The following is a 13829-nucleotide window of genomic DNA, read 5'->3' on the forward strand; positions in this document are numbered from 1 at the left end:
AGCGGCCGATGCCGCTCCCGCCCCTTACCATCATCCATGAAGGAGTTGCCGCCATGACGGTCGCCACCCTGTCGCATGCGCATCGTTTCGTTGCCGCCGCCGATGCCGGCAAAACGCCGCTGCTCCTTCTGCATGGCACGGGCGGCGACGAGAACGACCTTCTGCCCCTCGGCGCCACCCTATCGCCCGGCGCCAGCCTGCTGTCGCCGCGCGGCAAGGTCTTGGAAAACGGCATGCCGCGTTTCTTCCGCCGTCTGGCCGAGGGCGTCTTCGACGAAGCGGATGTCAGGCAGCGCGCCGGCGACCTTGCCGACTTCGTGGAAGAGGCGCGGACCGCCTATGGCCTTGCGAAGCCGCTCGCCGTCGGCTTCTCCAACGGCGCCAATATCGCGGCCGCCCTCATGATGCTGCGGCCGGGGGCGCTCGCCGGTGCGATACTGATCCGGCCGATGGTGCCGCTCGCCGAAGCACCGCAAGCTGATCTCGCGGGTGTGCCCATCCTCATTCTCTCCGGCGCGATGGATCCGATCGCCCGGCCGGACGAGGCTCGTCGTCTCGCCGCGACCTTAAGCGAGAGCGGCGCGGTCGTGGAGCACCGTGTCCTGCCTGCCAGCCACGGCCTGTCCCAGGCCGACGTCACCGTGGCAAGTGACTGGCTCGCCAACACATTTGCGGGATGAACTCGCGGCATGACCCGTCGTGTCGTTGCTGCCGATCCAGACGGAGCGTCGGTCGCGGGCGACGTCATGACCAAGACCGCAACGAGATGCGCGTCGCCCCGACGAGAGGCCCTTCTCGCGCGGTCTTCGCGAACAAGGCTTCGCGCTTGGACGCGTCGCTCCTGCGGCCGCGTGTCGCCGGCGCGGAGCAGGGCGCCGACCTCACGATGCTGACGAGGGCGGATAGAACGGCTCTCGCGAGGGGAACGCTGCAGGGTACGACAGCATCACCTTGAGGAAGGCAGCGCGAGGAGGTGGCGCACCTGCGGTTCTACCGCGTCCGTATGGAAACGCCGCAGTTCCGCCTGCACGTCGGCATCGGCTTTCGACACGCGCTTGTGCTGACGCAGGTGCTCGGCCCAGGATTGAACCATGAACCATTCGACCAGCCTGTCAGGCTCGGCGGCGTCTTCCGTCACTCCCCACGCAAAGGCGCCGTCGCGCCGCCGTTCTGCCGAGAAGCGGTAGAGGAGCGCGAGGAAGGCGGCGCGGTCGGCGGAAGCGACGCGATATTCAACGGTGATCATTACCGGACCGCGATCATGCGCGACGGTTTCCGCAACCAGGGGCTCCGGCCAGTGGTTGGACGCGCCGAGGTCCGCCTCACCCTTCGGCAGTTTGGCACGATGCATGACCAGGGCCGCGGCGACGAGGCCAGCGGCCGCGACGACCAGCGTCGTCGGCACGCCGATCTCCTGGGCGACGAGGCCCCAGGCGAGGCTGCCGGCGGTCATCGCGCCGTTGAACACCGTCAGGTAGACCGCAAGCGCCCGGCCGCGGACCCAGTTCGGCAAGACCGCTTGCGCCGTTCCGTTCAGCGTCGTCAGCGCCATGATCCAGGCAGCGCCGAGGATAAGAAGCAGTGGGAGGGCTAGCCAGCGAGGCGGAGCAAGGCACAAAAGCGTCATGACGGCAGCAGTCAGGAGCGCTGCGAGTAGAACCATTCCGTCGGCGTCGACGCACGACTGGATCCTTGGCATCAGGACGGCCCCCAGGATCGCTCCCGCGCCGATGGCGCCGAGCATGATGCCGTAGAAGCCGGCGTCTCCTGCGAGCAGGTTGCGGGCGACCAAGGGCAGGAGAGCCCAGACGGAACTCGCCAGCGCGAAGAACACGAAGGCGCGCAGGAGAACGCGGTGTACTTCCGGGCTGGCGCGCACGTAGCGCAGCCCCGCCCGGAAGGCGCCGCCGAAGGACTCGGAGAGTTCGTCACGCGGTACCGCAGGGCGCTTCCACCAGAGGAGCGCAGCGATCACGAAGAGGTAGCTCGCCACGTCCGCGCCGTAGGTCGCCGCCGCCCCGACGCCGGCAAGGATCAGCCCGCCTGCCGCCGGTCCGATGGAGCGGGCGATGTTGATGCCGAGCGAGTTCAGCCCGACGGCCCGCTTGAGCTCCTCTCGCGGCACGAGCTCGGGCACGATCGACTGCCAGGCCGGTGCGACGAGCGCTGCCCCGACCCCGCCGAGAAAGGTGAGGCCGACCAGCGCCTCGATGGTCAGGAGGCCCGACGATGACAGGATGGCGAGCGAGAGACTGACGCAGGCAAGAAAGGCCTGCACACCGATCAGGAACCGACGCCGGTCGAGAAGGTCCGACAGGACGCCGGCCGGGATGGCCAGCAAGAAGATGGGCAGCGTGCCCGCCGCCTGGATCATGGCGACGGCGGCAGGCGAGGCGGAAAGGTCGGTGACGAGCCAGGAACTCGCGACGTCGCGCATGAAGCTGCCGACATTGCCGAAGATCGTCCCCGCCCAGAGCACGGCGAAGACGGGACGGCGCAGCGGTGCGAAGCCTCCACCGGAGGCCGGCGAAGCCGGAACTTGGCTCGTCACGGCCGATCAGCCCTTAACGAAGGCGAGGAGGTCCGGATTGACGACCTCCGCATGGGTGGTCAGCATGCCGTGCGGAAAGCCCTCGTAGACCTTCAGCGTGCCGTTCTTCAGGAGCTTGATCGACTTCAGCGCCGCGTCGGCGATCGGCACGATCTGGTCGTCGTCGCCATGCATCACCAGCGTCGGCACGGTGATCGCCTTGAGGTCCTCAGTCTGGTCGGTTTCCGAGAAGGCCTTGATGCCGTCGTAATGGGCCTTGGCGCTGCCCATCATGCCCTGCCGCCACCAGTTCTGGACGACTCCCTGGTAGACCTTGGCGCCCTCGCGGTTGAAGCCGTAGAAGGGACCGGCGGCGACGTCGAGGAAGAGCTGAGCGCGGTTGCCGGCGGTGCCCTGGCGGAAGCCGTCGAACACTTCGCGCGGCAGGCCTTCGGGATTGGCCTCGGTCTTCAGCATCAGCGGCGGCACGGCGCTGACGAGAACGGCCTTGGCCACGCGGCCGCTCGGCTCGCCGTGCTGGGCGACATAGCGGGCGACCTCGCCGCCGCCGGTCGAATGGCCGATATGCACGGCGTTCTTCAGATCGAGGGCCTCGACCACCGCGAAAGCGTCGGCGGCGTAGTGGTCCATGTCGTGGCCGTCGCTCACCTGCGCCGAGCGGCCGTGGCCGCGGCGGTCATGGGCGACGACGCGGTAGCCATGTTGCAGGAAGAACAGCATCTGCGTGTCCCAGTCGTCCGATGACAGGGGCCAGCCATGATGGAACATGATCGGCTGGGCGTCCTTCGGGCCCCAGTCCTTATAGAAGATCTCGACGCCGTCCTTTGTGGTCACGGTGCCCATGGCCTTCGATCCTTTCGTGCCGGCGGTGGTTTGGGGCAGCGCTCTGCCCGGCAGCATGAGCGCGGATGCCATGGTTGCGCCGGCCAAGAGGGCGTCGCGGCGCGTGAGAGGGAGGAATGGATGGGAGGGTGTCACGGGTGATCCTCTCCGGCTTTTCGATCCTGCCGACCGGGAGACGCGACAAGCGCGAAGGCGCCGACGAGCCCGATGTGCTCGAAGAAGGCGTTGGCAGCCATCTGGCGCGCCATCCCGGGCTCCATCTCCCAGAAGCGAAGCGCGAGAAACGTCGCGGCGAGTGTGAAAGCGGCAAGAGCCAAAGCGGCGGGACGCCGCTTGACGCCAGAAACAATCATGGCCGAGCACACGAGCTCGAAGACGATCACGCACGCGGCGAAGAGAGCGGGCGGGCGTAGGCCGAAATGCTCCATCTCCGCGATGGCGCCAGGAAAGTCGGCGATCTTCGCGATCGGCCCCTGGATAAACGCCGCGCACAGGGCGAGGCGCGCCAGCCGCTCCAGGACGGACCGTGCAGTCGTGTCGCCGGGTTGTGAAATCGTTGTGGTGGCGTGCGTCATCGTCACACCGCCCAGCAGGCGCAGCCGAGCGCGCCCCAGAAGCTCTTCAGGTCACCGATCGGCAGTCGCGACGACCACGCCGTCGCATGGTCGTGGCCATGGACGGTGCAGGCATTCGCGCAGCCGCAGGAACCGATCGCGGCACGCTTCAGCGGGTTGTTCCGGGCGGCGGACGCGTCGTCTCCCCAGGCGCCATAGCCCCCGAAGCGGCGCACCGGCGACCAGTCCGGCATGGCCGGCGGGATGTCCGTTTCGTCCTCGGCGGCAAAATCTCCGGCCCCGTAGACGACCTTTCCGCCGACCAGCGTCAGGTCGGAGGTGAGATGCGAGATCTCGTCTTCGGCGCAGGCGAAGAAGTCCTTCGACGGCACGACGAGATCTGCGAACTGTCCGGCCTCGATGCGACCTTTCTTCCCTTCCTCATTCGAGAACCAGGTGACGTTCTCCGTCCACATCCGGAGCGCCGTCTCGCGGTCGAGACAGTTGCGCTGCGGCGTGATCCGCATGCCTCCAACGGTGCGGCCGGTGATCAGCCAGGATAGCGAGACCCAGGGATTATAGGAGGCGACGCGGGTCGCGTCCGTGCCGGCCGACGTCTTGACGCCCTTGTCGAGGATGCGCGCGACGGGCGGGGTCGCCTCCGCTGCGCCGAGACCGTAGCGCTCGACAAAGTACTCGCCCTGGTATGCCATCCGATGCTGCACGGCGACGCCACCGCCAAGCGCCGCAATCCGGTCGATGGACGCTTCCGAGATCGTCTCGGCATGATCGAAGAACCAGTTCAGCCCTTCGAGCGGGACGTCCTGATTCACCTTCTCGAACACGTCGAGGGCTCGCGAGATCGTCTCGTCATAAGTCGCATGCATGCGCCAGGGCCAGCGGTTCTCAGCGAGAATGCGCACCACGCCCTCGAGATCATCTTCCATCTCCGGCGGCATCTCCGGGCGCTCGACCCGGAAGTCTTCGAAGTCGGCGGCGGAGAAGACCAGCATCTCGCCTGCGCCGTTGTGGCGGAAATAGTCGGTGCCCTGTTTGTACCTTGTGGTCGCCGTCCAGTTGAGGAAGTCCGCCTTCTCCTCGTTCGGCTTCTGGGTGAAGAGGTTGTAGGCAAGGCGGATGGTGAGGAGATTCTCCTTCGCCAGTTCCTCGATCACCGCATAGTCGTCGGGATAGTTCTGGAAGCCGCCACCGGCGTCGATCGCGCCGGTGACTCCGAGCCGGTTCAGCTCGCGCATGAAGTGGCGGGTGGAGTTGAGCTGGTACTCGAAGGGCAGCTTGGGACCCTTCGCTAGGGTCGCATAGAGGATCGCGGCATTCGGCTTGGCAAGGAGCAGGCCCGTCGGGTTGCCCGAGGCGTCGCGAACGATCTCGCCGCCGTGTGGAGCCGGCGTGTCCTTGGTGTAGCCGACGGCTCTCAGTGCGGCGCCGTTGAGAAGCGCGCGGTCGTAGAGGTGGAGGAGGAAGACCGGCGTGTCCGGCGCCACCGCATTGATCTCCTCGATCGTCGGCAGGCGCTTTTCCGCGAACTGATGCTCCGTGAAGCCACCGACAACGCGCACCCATTGAGGCGGCGGCGTCACCGCCACCTGGCGGCGCAGCATGTCCATCGCATCGGCGAGCGAGCGCACGCCGTCCCAGCGCAGCTCCATGTTGAAGTTGAGCCCGCCGCGGATGATGTGGAGGTGGTTGTCGATGAGGCCCGGCAAGACGCGGCGCCCCTTCAGGTCGATCACCTTGGTGTCCGGGCCGCGATGCATCATGACATCGGCGGTGCGGCCGACGGCGAGGAAGCTGCCGTCCTTGATGGCGACCGCCTCGGCCGTCGGGTTTGAGCGATCGAGCGTCGTGACGAGCCCGCTGTGGAGGATGAGGTCGGCGGAGGACATAGGGTCGGCTCCCGTCTCTTGCGCGGATGCGGACGTGAATCGGTAAAGGGCAGCGCCGGAAGCGGCGGCGAGAACGGTTCGGCGCGTCGGCATCAAGCAGTCTCGCGCTGGGCGGATGCGGACGGCGTGCCGTTTCCCCGCGACTTGCCGCCGCCAGCAGGCAGCTGGCCGAAGCAGTGCGGCACGACCTCTCCATGCAGCCAGGATGTGGCGGTGGCCTCTCTCGCCCAAAGCACCTTCAGAAGCGGTGGGACCTGCTCGCCAACGAGTATGCCGAGAAGCCCGACAAGTGCGACCACTGGCGGTGCCGGCGAGCGCACGTTGATCAGGGCGTAGATGGCTCCGACCAGGAGGCCCGCGCCAAGCGACAGGACGTAGATCTTCATGGGAGAACCTTCAGCTTCGATGGAGCGTGCGCCATAGCGCTAGTTCGCGGACACGTCCGGCATCGTCGCGAGGATGACCCCGGCGACGACTGCGCCGTTCTTCGAGCGTTCGGCCATTGAGGTTACGTTGCGGGATTCGGACCGACGGTCTTGCCGTGTCGGACCCGCTCGGCACTCTTGTGCAGCATGGTGTAGGCGTAATCGACGCCCATGCCGTAGGCGCCCGAATGCTCCCTCACGACGTCCATGACCGCATTGTAGGTTTCTCGGCGGGCCCAGTCGCGCTGCCATTCGAGCAGCACCTGCTGCCAGGTCACCGGCACGACACCCGCCTGCACCATGCGGTCCATGGCGTATTTCTGAGCGTCGGCCGAGGTCGCGCCCGAAGCGTCGGCCACCATGTAGATTTCGTAGTCCGTGTCGTGCATGCATGACAGAGCGAAGGTCGTGTTGCAGACCTCGGTCCAAAGGCCGGAAACGACCACTTTCTTGCGGCCTTGTGCGGCGTTCTTCGCGAGCGCGTCGCGGACGTTCTGGTCGTCCCAGGAATTCATCGAGCTACGCTCGAGGATGTCGTTCTCGGGAAATACGGCCAGGAGTTCGGGATAGGTGTGCCCGGAGAAGGACTGCGTCTCGACCGTCGTGATCGTCGTCGGGATGCCGAAGAGCTTCGCTCCCTTGCCCAGGCCGACGACGTTGTTCTTCAGCGTCTGCCGGTCGATCGACTGGACGCCAAACGCCATCTGCGGCTGCTGATCGATGAGGAGGAGCTGGCTGTTCTGCGGCGTCAGGACTTCGAGCTTGGCATTCATGACTGGTGGTCCCCTGCAATTGAAATCGTCTGCCCCGCATCGATGCACCTTTTGCGCGCCACGCTCTTGTCGGTTTGCCGCCGAACTTGAACGATCCGCTCGTCTCGAAATGCCCTAGTTGGCGAGGCGCGCGTCCGCTGCGGCGGGACCGCACCCATGCGGGGCGGTGCGGGCATTCACGCGTCGCCATTGCCCTGGGCTCGTCCCGACGAGGTTGGAGAAGACGCGGGTGAAATAGCTCTGGTCGCCGAAGCCGCAGGCGAGCGCCACCTCCGCCAGCGATATCTCGCCCGCGAGCATCAGGCGTTTCGATGCGGCGATGCGGATCTGAGAAAGATAGCGGTGCGGCGACTGGCCGGTGCTTCGCCGAAAGGCGGCGGCGAAGTAGCTCGGCGAAAGCTTGCAGGCCTCGCTCACCTCGGTGATCGTCAGCGGTCTTGCAAAGCCGGCCTGCATCAGTTCCTTGGCCTGACGCTCCTGCCAGGGCGCAAGGCCGCTGCGCAATGGCGGCGCCTGCCTGCGTACTTGGCCGTAGCGCTCAGCGGCATGGGCGAGGAACGCCATCGCCACGTGTTCCGCCAACATCGAACCCGCCGCATCCCGCTTCAGCATCGCCGGCATGAGCAGGGCCCCGAGCGCGGACGCCACAGGGTCCCGCTTGGCCGGAGACCGCAAGAGGCCGGACGGGCGCGGCAGTCCCGCCTCGTCCGCGATCTCGTCGATGAAGGCATGAGGAATGTGGAAATGGATGGCGTCGAGGCGGCCCGTCATCGACAGGCAAGGCTCCTCGGCCAGATTGAAGGCACTCACCGCGCCCTGTGGGACGCTGCCGGAGTGGACGAGGCTCCCTGCGGCGCGGAGCTCCTGGTGCCTCAGATCGCTCATATGCAGCACCATGCTGCAGGCTGCCTCTGGTTGAAAAATAGCGGGCTGGACACCCGGCGATACCGGCCCTTCCAGGCGCGTAAGGACGGTGACGCTGCCGCCCGGACTTCGGATCGTCAGCGTGGCGGTCGTTTCGACGCCGAGGATATCCGCAAGGCGATCTCCACTCAGCTTACGTCGGCGTCGTTCCGGTGGCGGCACCGCAGTTTCGCGCCGGCTTCCGCTGATCAGTCGCGTCGATTCGGCTCGCGCATGCGTAAGGCCGGCAGATCTATCAATATTGAAGTCATGGAAATTTGGCATGTCTGCATGCACCGTCATTGAGCTGATGCATAGTGACAGGATTTCCTCTGGCCGTTTTTCTATATACTGCTTTCCGATTTATCGAGATTGCTGTTCTTACCTATTCCGCTGCATGCCGATATTTTCGAGGCGAACAGCCTACGGCGCGTTTGAAGGCCGTGCTGAACGCCGCCTGGCTCGAAAACCCCGATCGGTGCGCGATCTCGGCGAGCGACAGCTTCCCTTGTACGAGCAGCCTGCGCGCTTCCCCGAGCCGCGCAGCGCTGACGAAGCCGTGCGGCGTCGATCCCGTCACGGCCTTGAACATGCGCGCGAAGTGGAACGGGCTAAGGCACGCAACCTCGGCGAGTTCGGCGACGGTGAGTTCCCCATCGAGGTTGTCCCGGATGAACTCGATGGCGCGCCCGATCCTGCTGGCGGAGGGCAACGCCCCCGCCGCCTCTGCGCCTGGCCGCTCCGGGCTGTCGTGACCGTAGGTCTGCGAGACGCGGGCGACGAGGGCGAGCGAGGCCGTTTCCACCATCATGCGGCCGCCCGCGCTCTCGCCGCAAAGCTCGCGATGGATCGAGAAGCCGAGCTGGCGGATGAGATCGTCATCGACGTCGGCGAGGTAGCGGACTGCGTCCGCCCGGATGCACCGATCGCCGTAGAGTTCCGCCAGATGTGCGAAGCGATCAGTCGGCAGATAGATGTGCAGCACGTCCTGCAAGGCGGCCGAGATATTGATGTCGTCCTCGCCGACGCCGACCGGGCACAGCCAGACCGTTCCGGCTTCCACCGCTGTGCGCTGGCGGTGGCCGGCGCCTTTGCGGCTGACGAAGGCTCCGGGGCTGCGGCGCGTGGCGAGCGTGATCTCCATCTGCGTCGGAACGATCGCCGGCAGATTCCCCGGCGGATGGCAGCGCAGTTCCGCCGCAACACCCGACCAGCCGCGTCCCTGGGACGAGGCGACGAGACCGGCGTTCGGAAATTTGAACTCGCCGTGCGAATGCAGATCCATGTCCGGCAATGTCCAATCCATCGGCGAACGGGACAATTATACGTCCGTATCGGTGACGGGTGCGACCGGATGGCATAGGGAGGCTGATCGGGGTCGAAGATGAGACAGGTATTTTCCCGGTGGCCAAACAGCGCGCCAGAGCCGACGCGCGACGCCACCACGTCTTCGGACGATCTTCCCGCGTGGATGCTTGCCGTCCCGAAAGGAGGACGTCGGCTCGGTCTTCTTCAGGACATGCTCGTCGCATGCCTCGTGGTTCTCGTGCCAATCCTCCTCGCCGATATGATCCGGTGGGAAATGGTCGCGCGCTCGCGCGGCACGGCCACCGTCGTGGTCGCCATGACGGTCGCGGCATCGATCCTCGCCTGCATCCACGTGGTTCGGATGCGCGAGGCCTGGCGCGCCAGCGGTGAGAAGTTCACCGCGATCTTCGAACGCGCCGGCATTTCGATGTGGCGGGAGGACTGGACCGCCGCCGGCGAGGCGGTCGCGGCGTTGCGTCGAGCCGGCGTCCTGGACATTGAGGGCCACTTCGCCGATCGGCCGGAGGAATTGCGGGCGATCTGTGGACAAGTCATGATCACGGACGTGAACGCCTTCACGCTGGAGGAAACGGGAGCCCCAGACAAGTCCGCCTATCTTGGGCCGCTCGACCGCCTCCTTCCGCCGACGGACCAGACCTTCGTGCAATGGCTGGTCGCCTTCGGCCGGGGCGACCGATATTTCCGGTCAGAAGCCCATGTCACGCGGGCGGACGGGCAGGAGATGGATACCCTGTTCACGGCGATGCTGCCGCGCGATCCCGCCGGTTTCTCGGATATTCTCGTTACCTCGCTCGACATCACGGCGTTCAAGAAGCTTCAGACGCGTCTGGCAGCGGCGGAAGCCGAACTCGCCCGCGCCTCGCGCGTCACGACCGTCGGCGCGTTCAGCGCGTCGATCGCACACGAGGTCAACACGCCGCTGGCCGCGGTCGCCGCGAACGCACAAGCGGCCCTGCGCTGGTTGAAGCGGGCGGAGCCCGACGTGGCGGAGGCGGTTGCGGCCCTCGACGATGTCGTGTCCGAGGCGGTCCGCGCCCGCGACGTGGTCGCCCGCACACGCTCCTTTCTCGGCAAGGCACCCATGGACTTGATGCGGATCGACCTCGTGCGTGCCGCGCGAGACGCCAATCTCTTCGCGGAACGGGAACTCAGAGCGACCGGCGCCACGGTGCTTCTGACCGCCGATGCGGAGGTTCCGCCCGTCCTCGGCGACCTCGTCCAGATCCAGCAGGTCTTCGTCAACCTCATCGTCAATGCCGCGCAGGCGATGGCGCATTCGCCCGGCCGGCGGCACGTTTCGGTGACGGTTCGCCGCCAGGGAGACAGGGCGCACGTCACCATCGGCGATTCCGGTCCTGGCATCGAGCCGGCGCAACGAAGCCGCATCTTCGAACCATTCCATTCGACCAAGCCCGGCGGCATGGGAATGGGCCTTGCGATCTGCCGCAACTGCATCGACGCGCATGGCGGCGACATCTGGGCCGACGACGCCCCGAACGGTGGAGCGGCGTTCCATTTCACTTTGCCCATCGCGACCGCGGCCGAAGCATGAGTCACCATACGATAGCCGTCGTGGATGACGATCCGGCCATGCGGGTCGCGCTGACGCGACTGCTGCGGTCCCTCGACTACGATCCCCTGCTGTTCGACAGTGCGGAGGACTTGCTCGCCGCCTTCGACGCCGTCAGGCCCGAATGCATCGTCACGGATGTTCAGATGCCGGGGATCAATGGCCTCGATCTCCTGCGATTGCTGAGGTTGCGCCGGCCGGACCTTCCGGTGATCCTCATTACGGCCTATCCGAGCAGTTCCAGCCGCGACCGAGCGCTTGCATCCGGGGCCCGTGCGTATCTGCCGAAACCCTTCGACGCGGACGAGTTCGAACGCTGCCTCGCCACGATATTCGCCCCGGACTGACATCGCTGGCGAAAGGACATGGACGAACGGTCGGACCGGACGCTATCTGGTCTGCCGGACACAACCAAGGCTCCGGCAGATGCGGTGATGTTGCGCGGGATCGTTCATGTCGTCGACGACGATGCGTCGCTGCGTGCGGCTCTCGTCAGTCTTTGCCGCTCGGCCGGGCTGGAAGCCGTCGGACATGTGGACGCGTCCGAGCTCTTGGCCGACAGCAATCCGTCCCGCCCCGCCTGCATCCTGCTCGACGTCCGACTACGCGACCAGAACGGCCTCGACATACAGGACATGTTCCAGTCGTCCGGCAACGACGTACCAATCGTCTTTCTGACGGGCTACGGCACGATACCGATGACCGTCCGGGCCATGCGCAAGGGTGCGGTCGAGTTCCTGGAAAAGCCGGTGGAGGACGACGAGCTTCTCGGCGCCCTCATCCGGGCGTTGGAGATCGATGCCGCCGCCACGACGGCTCGACGCGACCGCGACGTCCTCGCCGGGCGTCTGAGTTCGCTGACTGTCCGGGAGCGCGACGTCCTCGGCTATGCGATCGGTGGCTTGATGAATAAGCAGATCGCCGCAGAGCTTGGCATCTCCGAGATTACCGCCAAAGTGCACAAGCGGCACATGATGGAGAAGATGGGCGCACGGTCGCTTGCCGATCTCATTCGCATGACGAGCCAACTCGGCATTGCTCCTGCTCGCCAGCGATGACAGGTGACGAGATCGGTTCGGACGCTGAGAAATAATGGCTGTGGAGCCTGCCGGACGGCTACACCCGCCCGCCCTGCCACGGCGCGGGCTGATTGAAGGTGGCACACGGGCGTTACGGTCAGCGCCGTTCTGCCGGGCCCGACCCGATCGGAGATCCTCGGAGACTACATCGACGATCAAGCCGAAGCGAACCGCATCACGCAGGAGGAAGCCGAGCAACGCTTCCTTCAGGCGCTTCGCTCGGCGACCCTGCTCAAGCGCTTCTCCACCACCGAGGCGGTCGCCAACATGATCGTCGACGCCTGCTCGCAACAGGCTTCGTCCACCAGCGGCGCCGCACTCTGGGTGGACGGCGGGATCGTCCGCTGCGTCGACTGAAACACAAGGTCGGCACTGCATGCAGGGGATGTTGGGGGCTGGCGACGGACGCGGCGAGCCCGGTTCTCGCTGCAGCCGCCGAGAAGAGGCATGCCCGCACTCAGGCGCGGCGAGAGATTTGGCGGATCGCCCAGACCCAGCGAGACATCATGTGCATTCTCCGTGGTTCTGTTCGCGGCCATTTGCGGCTCGCTCATTTGCTCTGCATTCCTTGGGCAGAGGGTCCGCCCTTCGCATCATCGACGCTTCTTCTGCCGCGATCACGGAGATCCATTCGCCGATCGACGCGCGTTGGGGTTCGCGCAGGGCGTTGAGCTTGGCGGAGGCAGGGCTCCGGACGTCAGTCCGAAGCTGTGCCCGTGCTCGACCCTTGTGGTGCCGCATTGCCCTTCGCTGCGGGAGTGCCTTCCGCCGGCTCGGCCAGAGGCTGGCGGGTGAAGCCCGCGAGCCCGGCTGCGGTTTCCATGACGTCGCGCTCGATCTCCAGCGGTGACACCGCGTAGGCTGTCAGGAGTTCGGCGAGCGAGCGCAGCGCATGCATGTGGATGCGCTCCCAGCCATGCGAGGCGTCGACGCCGAAGGTGACGAGGGCGGTGCGCACGTCGTGCCCGGCTTCCACGGCAGAGGCGGAGTCGGATCGATAGTAGCGGAAGACATCCTTCTGGTATCGGATGTCCTCCTCGCGACAGAGGCGTGTCAGCTTGCGGGTCAGATGGTAGTCGAAGGGGCCGGTCTGGTCCGCCATGGCGATGGTGACGCCGAATTCCGATGAGTTCTGCCCTGGTGCGCTGGTGCCGTTGTCGACCGCCACCATCGAAGCAACCTCGGGCTTGAGGATGGAGGCCGCCCCGACTCCGACCTCCTCGGCGATGGTGAAGAGCCAGTGCATGTCGACCGGCGTCGCGGAGCCTTCGCGCTCGAGCGCCTCGATGGTCGCCAGCATCACGGCGACACCGGCCTTGTTGTCGAGATGGCGCGAGACGATGAAGCCGTTGTCGAAGAATTCCGGCTGCGGGTCGATCGCCACCGTGTCGCCGATGTCGATGCCGAGGCGCCGCACGCCCGCCGCGTCGCGGACCACCTCGTCGATCCGCAACTCCACATGCGCCCAGCCGACGGGGGCCGTGTCGACCTCCTCGTTGAAGGTGTGGCCGGACGCCTTCAGCGGCAGGATGGTGCCGCGATAGGCGGCATTCTCCGCGAAGATCGTCGTGCGTGCGCCTTCGGCGAAGCGGGCGGACCAGGTGCCGATCGGAACCAGCTCCAGCCGCCCGTTGTCCTTCAGGCCTTTCACCTGGGCGCCGAGCGTATCGAGATGGCTGACGACCGCGCGTGCGGCGGCGCGGCGGCTGCCCTGCCGCACGGCGCGGATGGCGCCGCGGCGTGTCAGCTCCACCTCCAGCCCGAGACGCTGCAGCTCGGTGGTGACATGGCGTACCACCGTGTCGGTGTAACCGGTGGGACTGGGGATCGCGAGCAGCGCGCGCAGTTGGTCGGCAAGGTAGCTCGTATCGATGGAATGTCGGGCCATGGTTCTG

General features: G+C 66.3%; 15 protein-coding genes. 6 read left to right on the forward strand and 9 right to left on the reverse strand.

The genetic code is table 11. The features are described 5' to 3' along the window. Positions 1-53 precede the first annotated feature (53 nt). Positions 54-680 carry an alpha/beta hydrolase gene (locus tag C0R46_RS15365; RefSeq protein ID WP_102960542.1) on the forward strand — a complete coding sequence of 209 codons (627 nt, stop codon included), beginning with the start codon at positions 54-56 and terminating at the stop codon, positions 678-680. Positions 681-946: 266 nt separating this feature from the next. Here the strand turns inward: C0R46_RS15365 and C0R46_RS15370 are convergent, their stop codons facing one another. The 7 genes from C0R46_RS15370 to C0R46_RS15400 form a co-directional block, all read right to left on the reverse strand. Continuing rightward, positions 947-2551 carry an MFS transporter gene (locus C0R46_RS15370; RefSeq protein ID WP_102960543.1) on the reverse strand — a complete coding sequence of 535 codons (1605 nt, stop codon included), beginning with the start codon at positions 2549-2551 and terminating at the stop codon, positions 947-949. A gap of 6 nt (positions 2552-2557) precedes the next feature. After that, positions 2558-3394, reverse strand: a complete 837-nt coding sequence (locus C0R46_RS15375) for an alpha/beta fold hydrolase (RefSeq protein WP_425349891.1) — start codon at positions 3392-3394, stop codon at positions 2558-2560. 131 nt (positions 3395-3525) lie between these two features. After that, positions 3526-3969, reverse strand: a complete 444-nt coding sequence (locus C0R46_RS15380) for a DoxX family protein (protein ID WP_102960544.1) — start codon at positions 3967-3969, stop codon at positions 3526-3528. 2 nt (positions 3970-3971) lie between these two features. Then, positions 3972-5948 carry an amidohydrolase gene (locus tag C0R46_RS15385; RefSeq protein ID WP_102960545.1) on the reverse strand — a complete coding sequence of 659 codons (1977 nt, stop codon included), beginning with the start codon at positions 5946-5948 and terminating at the stop codon, positions 3972-3974. After that, positions 5948-6241 (reverse strand): XapX domain-containing protein, encoded by a 294-nt coding sequence (locus tag C0R46_RS15390; protein ID WP_102960546.1) that lies wholly within the window; start codon positions 6239-6241, stop codon positions 5948-5950. Before C0R46_RS15390 ends, C0R46_RS15385 begins: the two co-directional genes overlap by 1 nt. A gap of 122 nt (positions 6242-6363) precedes the next feature. Further along, positions 6364-7053, reverse strand: a complete 690-nt coding sequence (locus tag C0R46_RS15395; protein WP_102960547.1) for a hydrolase — start codon at positions 7051-7053, stop codon at positions 6364-6366. A gap of 114 nt (positions 7054-7167) precedes the next feature. Then, positions 7168-7938 (reverse strand): helix-turn-helix transcriptional regulator, encoded by a 771-nt coding sequence (locus tag C0R46_RS15400; protein ID WP_157944659.1) that lies wholly within the window; start codon positions 7936-7938, stop codon positions 7168-7170. Here C0R46_RS15400 and C0R46_RS20815 point away from each other — a divergent pair. After that, on the forward strand, positions 7921-8262 hold the full coding sequence (locus C0R46_RS20815) for a hypothetical protein (RefSeq protein ID WP_157944660.1): 342 nt from the start codon (positions 7921-7923) through the stop codon (positions 8260-8262). The two genes, C0R46_RS15400 and C0R46_RS20815, sit on opposite strands and share 18 nt — an antisense overlap. A 79-nt stretch (positions 8263-8341) precedes the next feature. On the opposite strand, the gene C0R46_RS15405 is transcribed toward C0R46_RS20815, so the two are convergent. Beyond that, complete coding sequence (locus tag C0R46_RS15405; RefSeq protein WP_157944661.1) at positions 8342-9241, reverse strand: helix-turn-helix domain-containing protein; 900 nt, start codon at positions 9239-9241, stop codon at positions 8342-8344. Between the two features lie 234 nt (positions 9242-9475). Here C0R46_RS15405 and C0R46_RS15410 point away from each other — a divergent pair, with 234 nt between their 5' ends. The 4 genes from C0R46_RS15410 to C0R46_RS21145 all read left to right on the forward strand — a co-directional run bounded on the left by C0R46_RS15410 (position 9476) and on the right by C0R46_RS21145 (position 12291). Further along, on the forward strand, positions 9476-10837 hold the full coding sequence (locus C0R46_RS15410; RefSeq protein WP_198598359.1) for a sensor histidine kinase: 1362 nt from the start codon (positions 9476-9478) through the stop codon (positions 10835-10837). Then, the gene (locus C0R46_RS15415; RefSeq protein ID WP_102960551.1) at positions 10834-11202 is read left to right on the forward strand and encodes a response regulator; all 369 of its coding nucleotides are present in this window, start codon (positions 10834-10836) and stop codon (positions 11200-11202) included. The genes C0R46_RS15410 and C0R46_RS15415 overlap by 4 nt, the downstream gene beginning before the upstream one ends. An 18-nt stretch (positions 11203-11220) precedes the next feature. Further along, a complete protein-coding gene (locus tag C0R46_RS15420; protein ID WP_245413608.1) occupies positions 11221-11913 on the forward strand; it encodes a response regulator transcription factor in 693 nt (230 codons plus the stop codon). A gap of 168 nt (positions 11914-12081) precedes the next feature. Next, positions 12082-12291: an SDR family oxidoreductase gene (locus C0R46_RS21145; protein WP_245413614.1), complete on the forward strand. Its 210-nt coding sequence runs from the start codon at positions 12082-12084 to the stop codon at positions 12289-12291. Between the two features lie 340 nt (positions 12292-12631). On the opposite strand, the gene C0R46_RS15430 is transcribed toward C0R46_RS21145, so the two are convergent. Continuing rightward, positions 12632-13822: an osmoprotectant NAGGN system M42 family peptidase gene (locus C0R46_RS15430; RefSeq protein WP_102960552.1), complete on the reverse strand. Its 1191-nt coding sequence runs from the start codon at positions 13820-13822 to the stop codon at positions 12632-12634. Between the last annotated feature and the right edge of the window lie 7 nt (positions 13823-13829).

Source organism: Mangrovicella endophytica (assembly GCF_002893625.1).
GTDB lineage: Bacteria > Pseudomonadota > Alphaproteobacteria > Rhizobiales > Rhizobiaceae > Mangrovicella > Mangrovicella endophytica.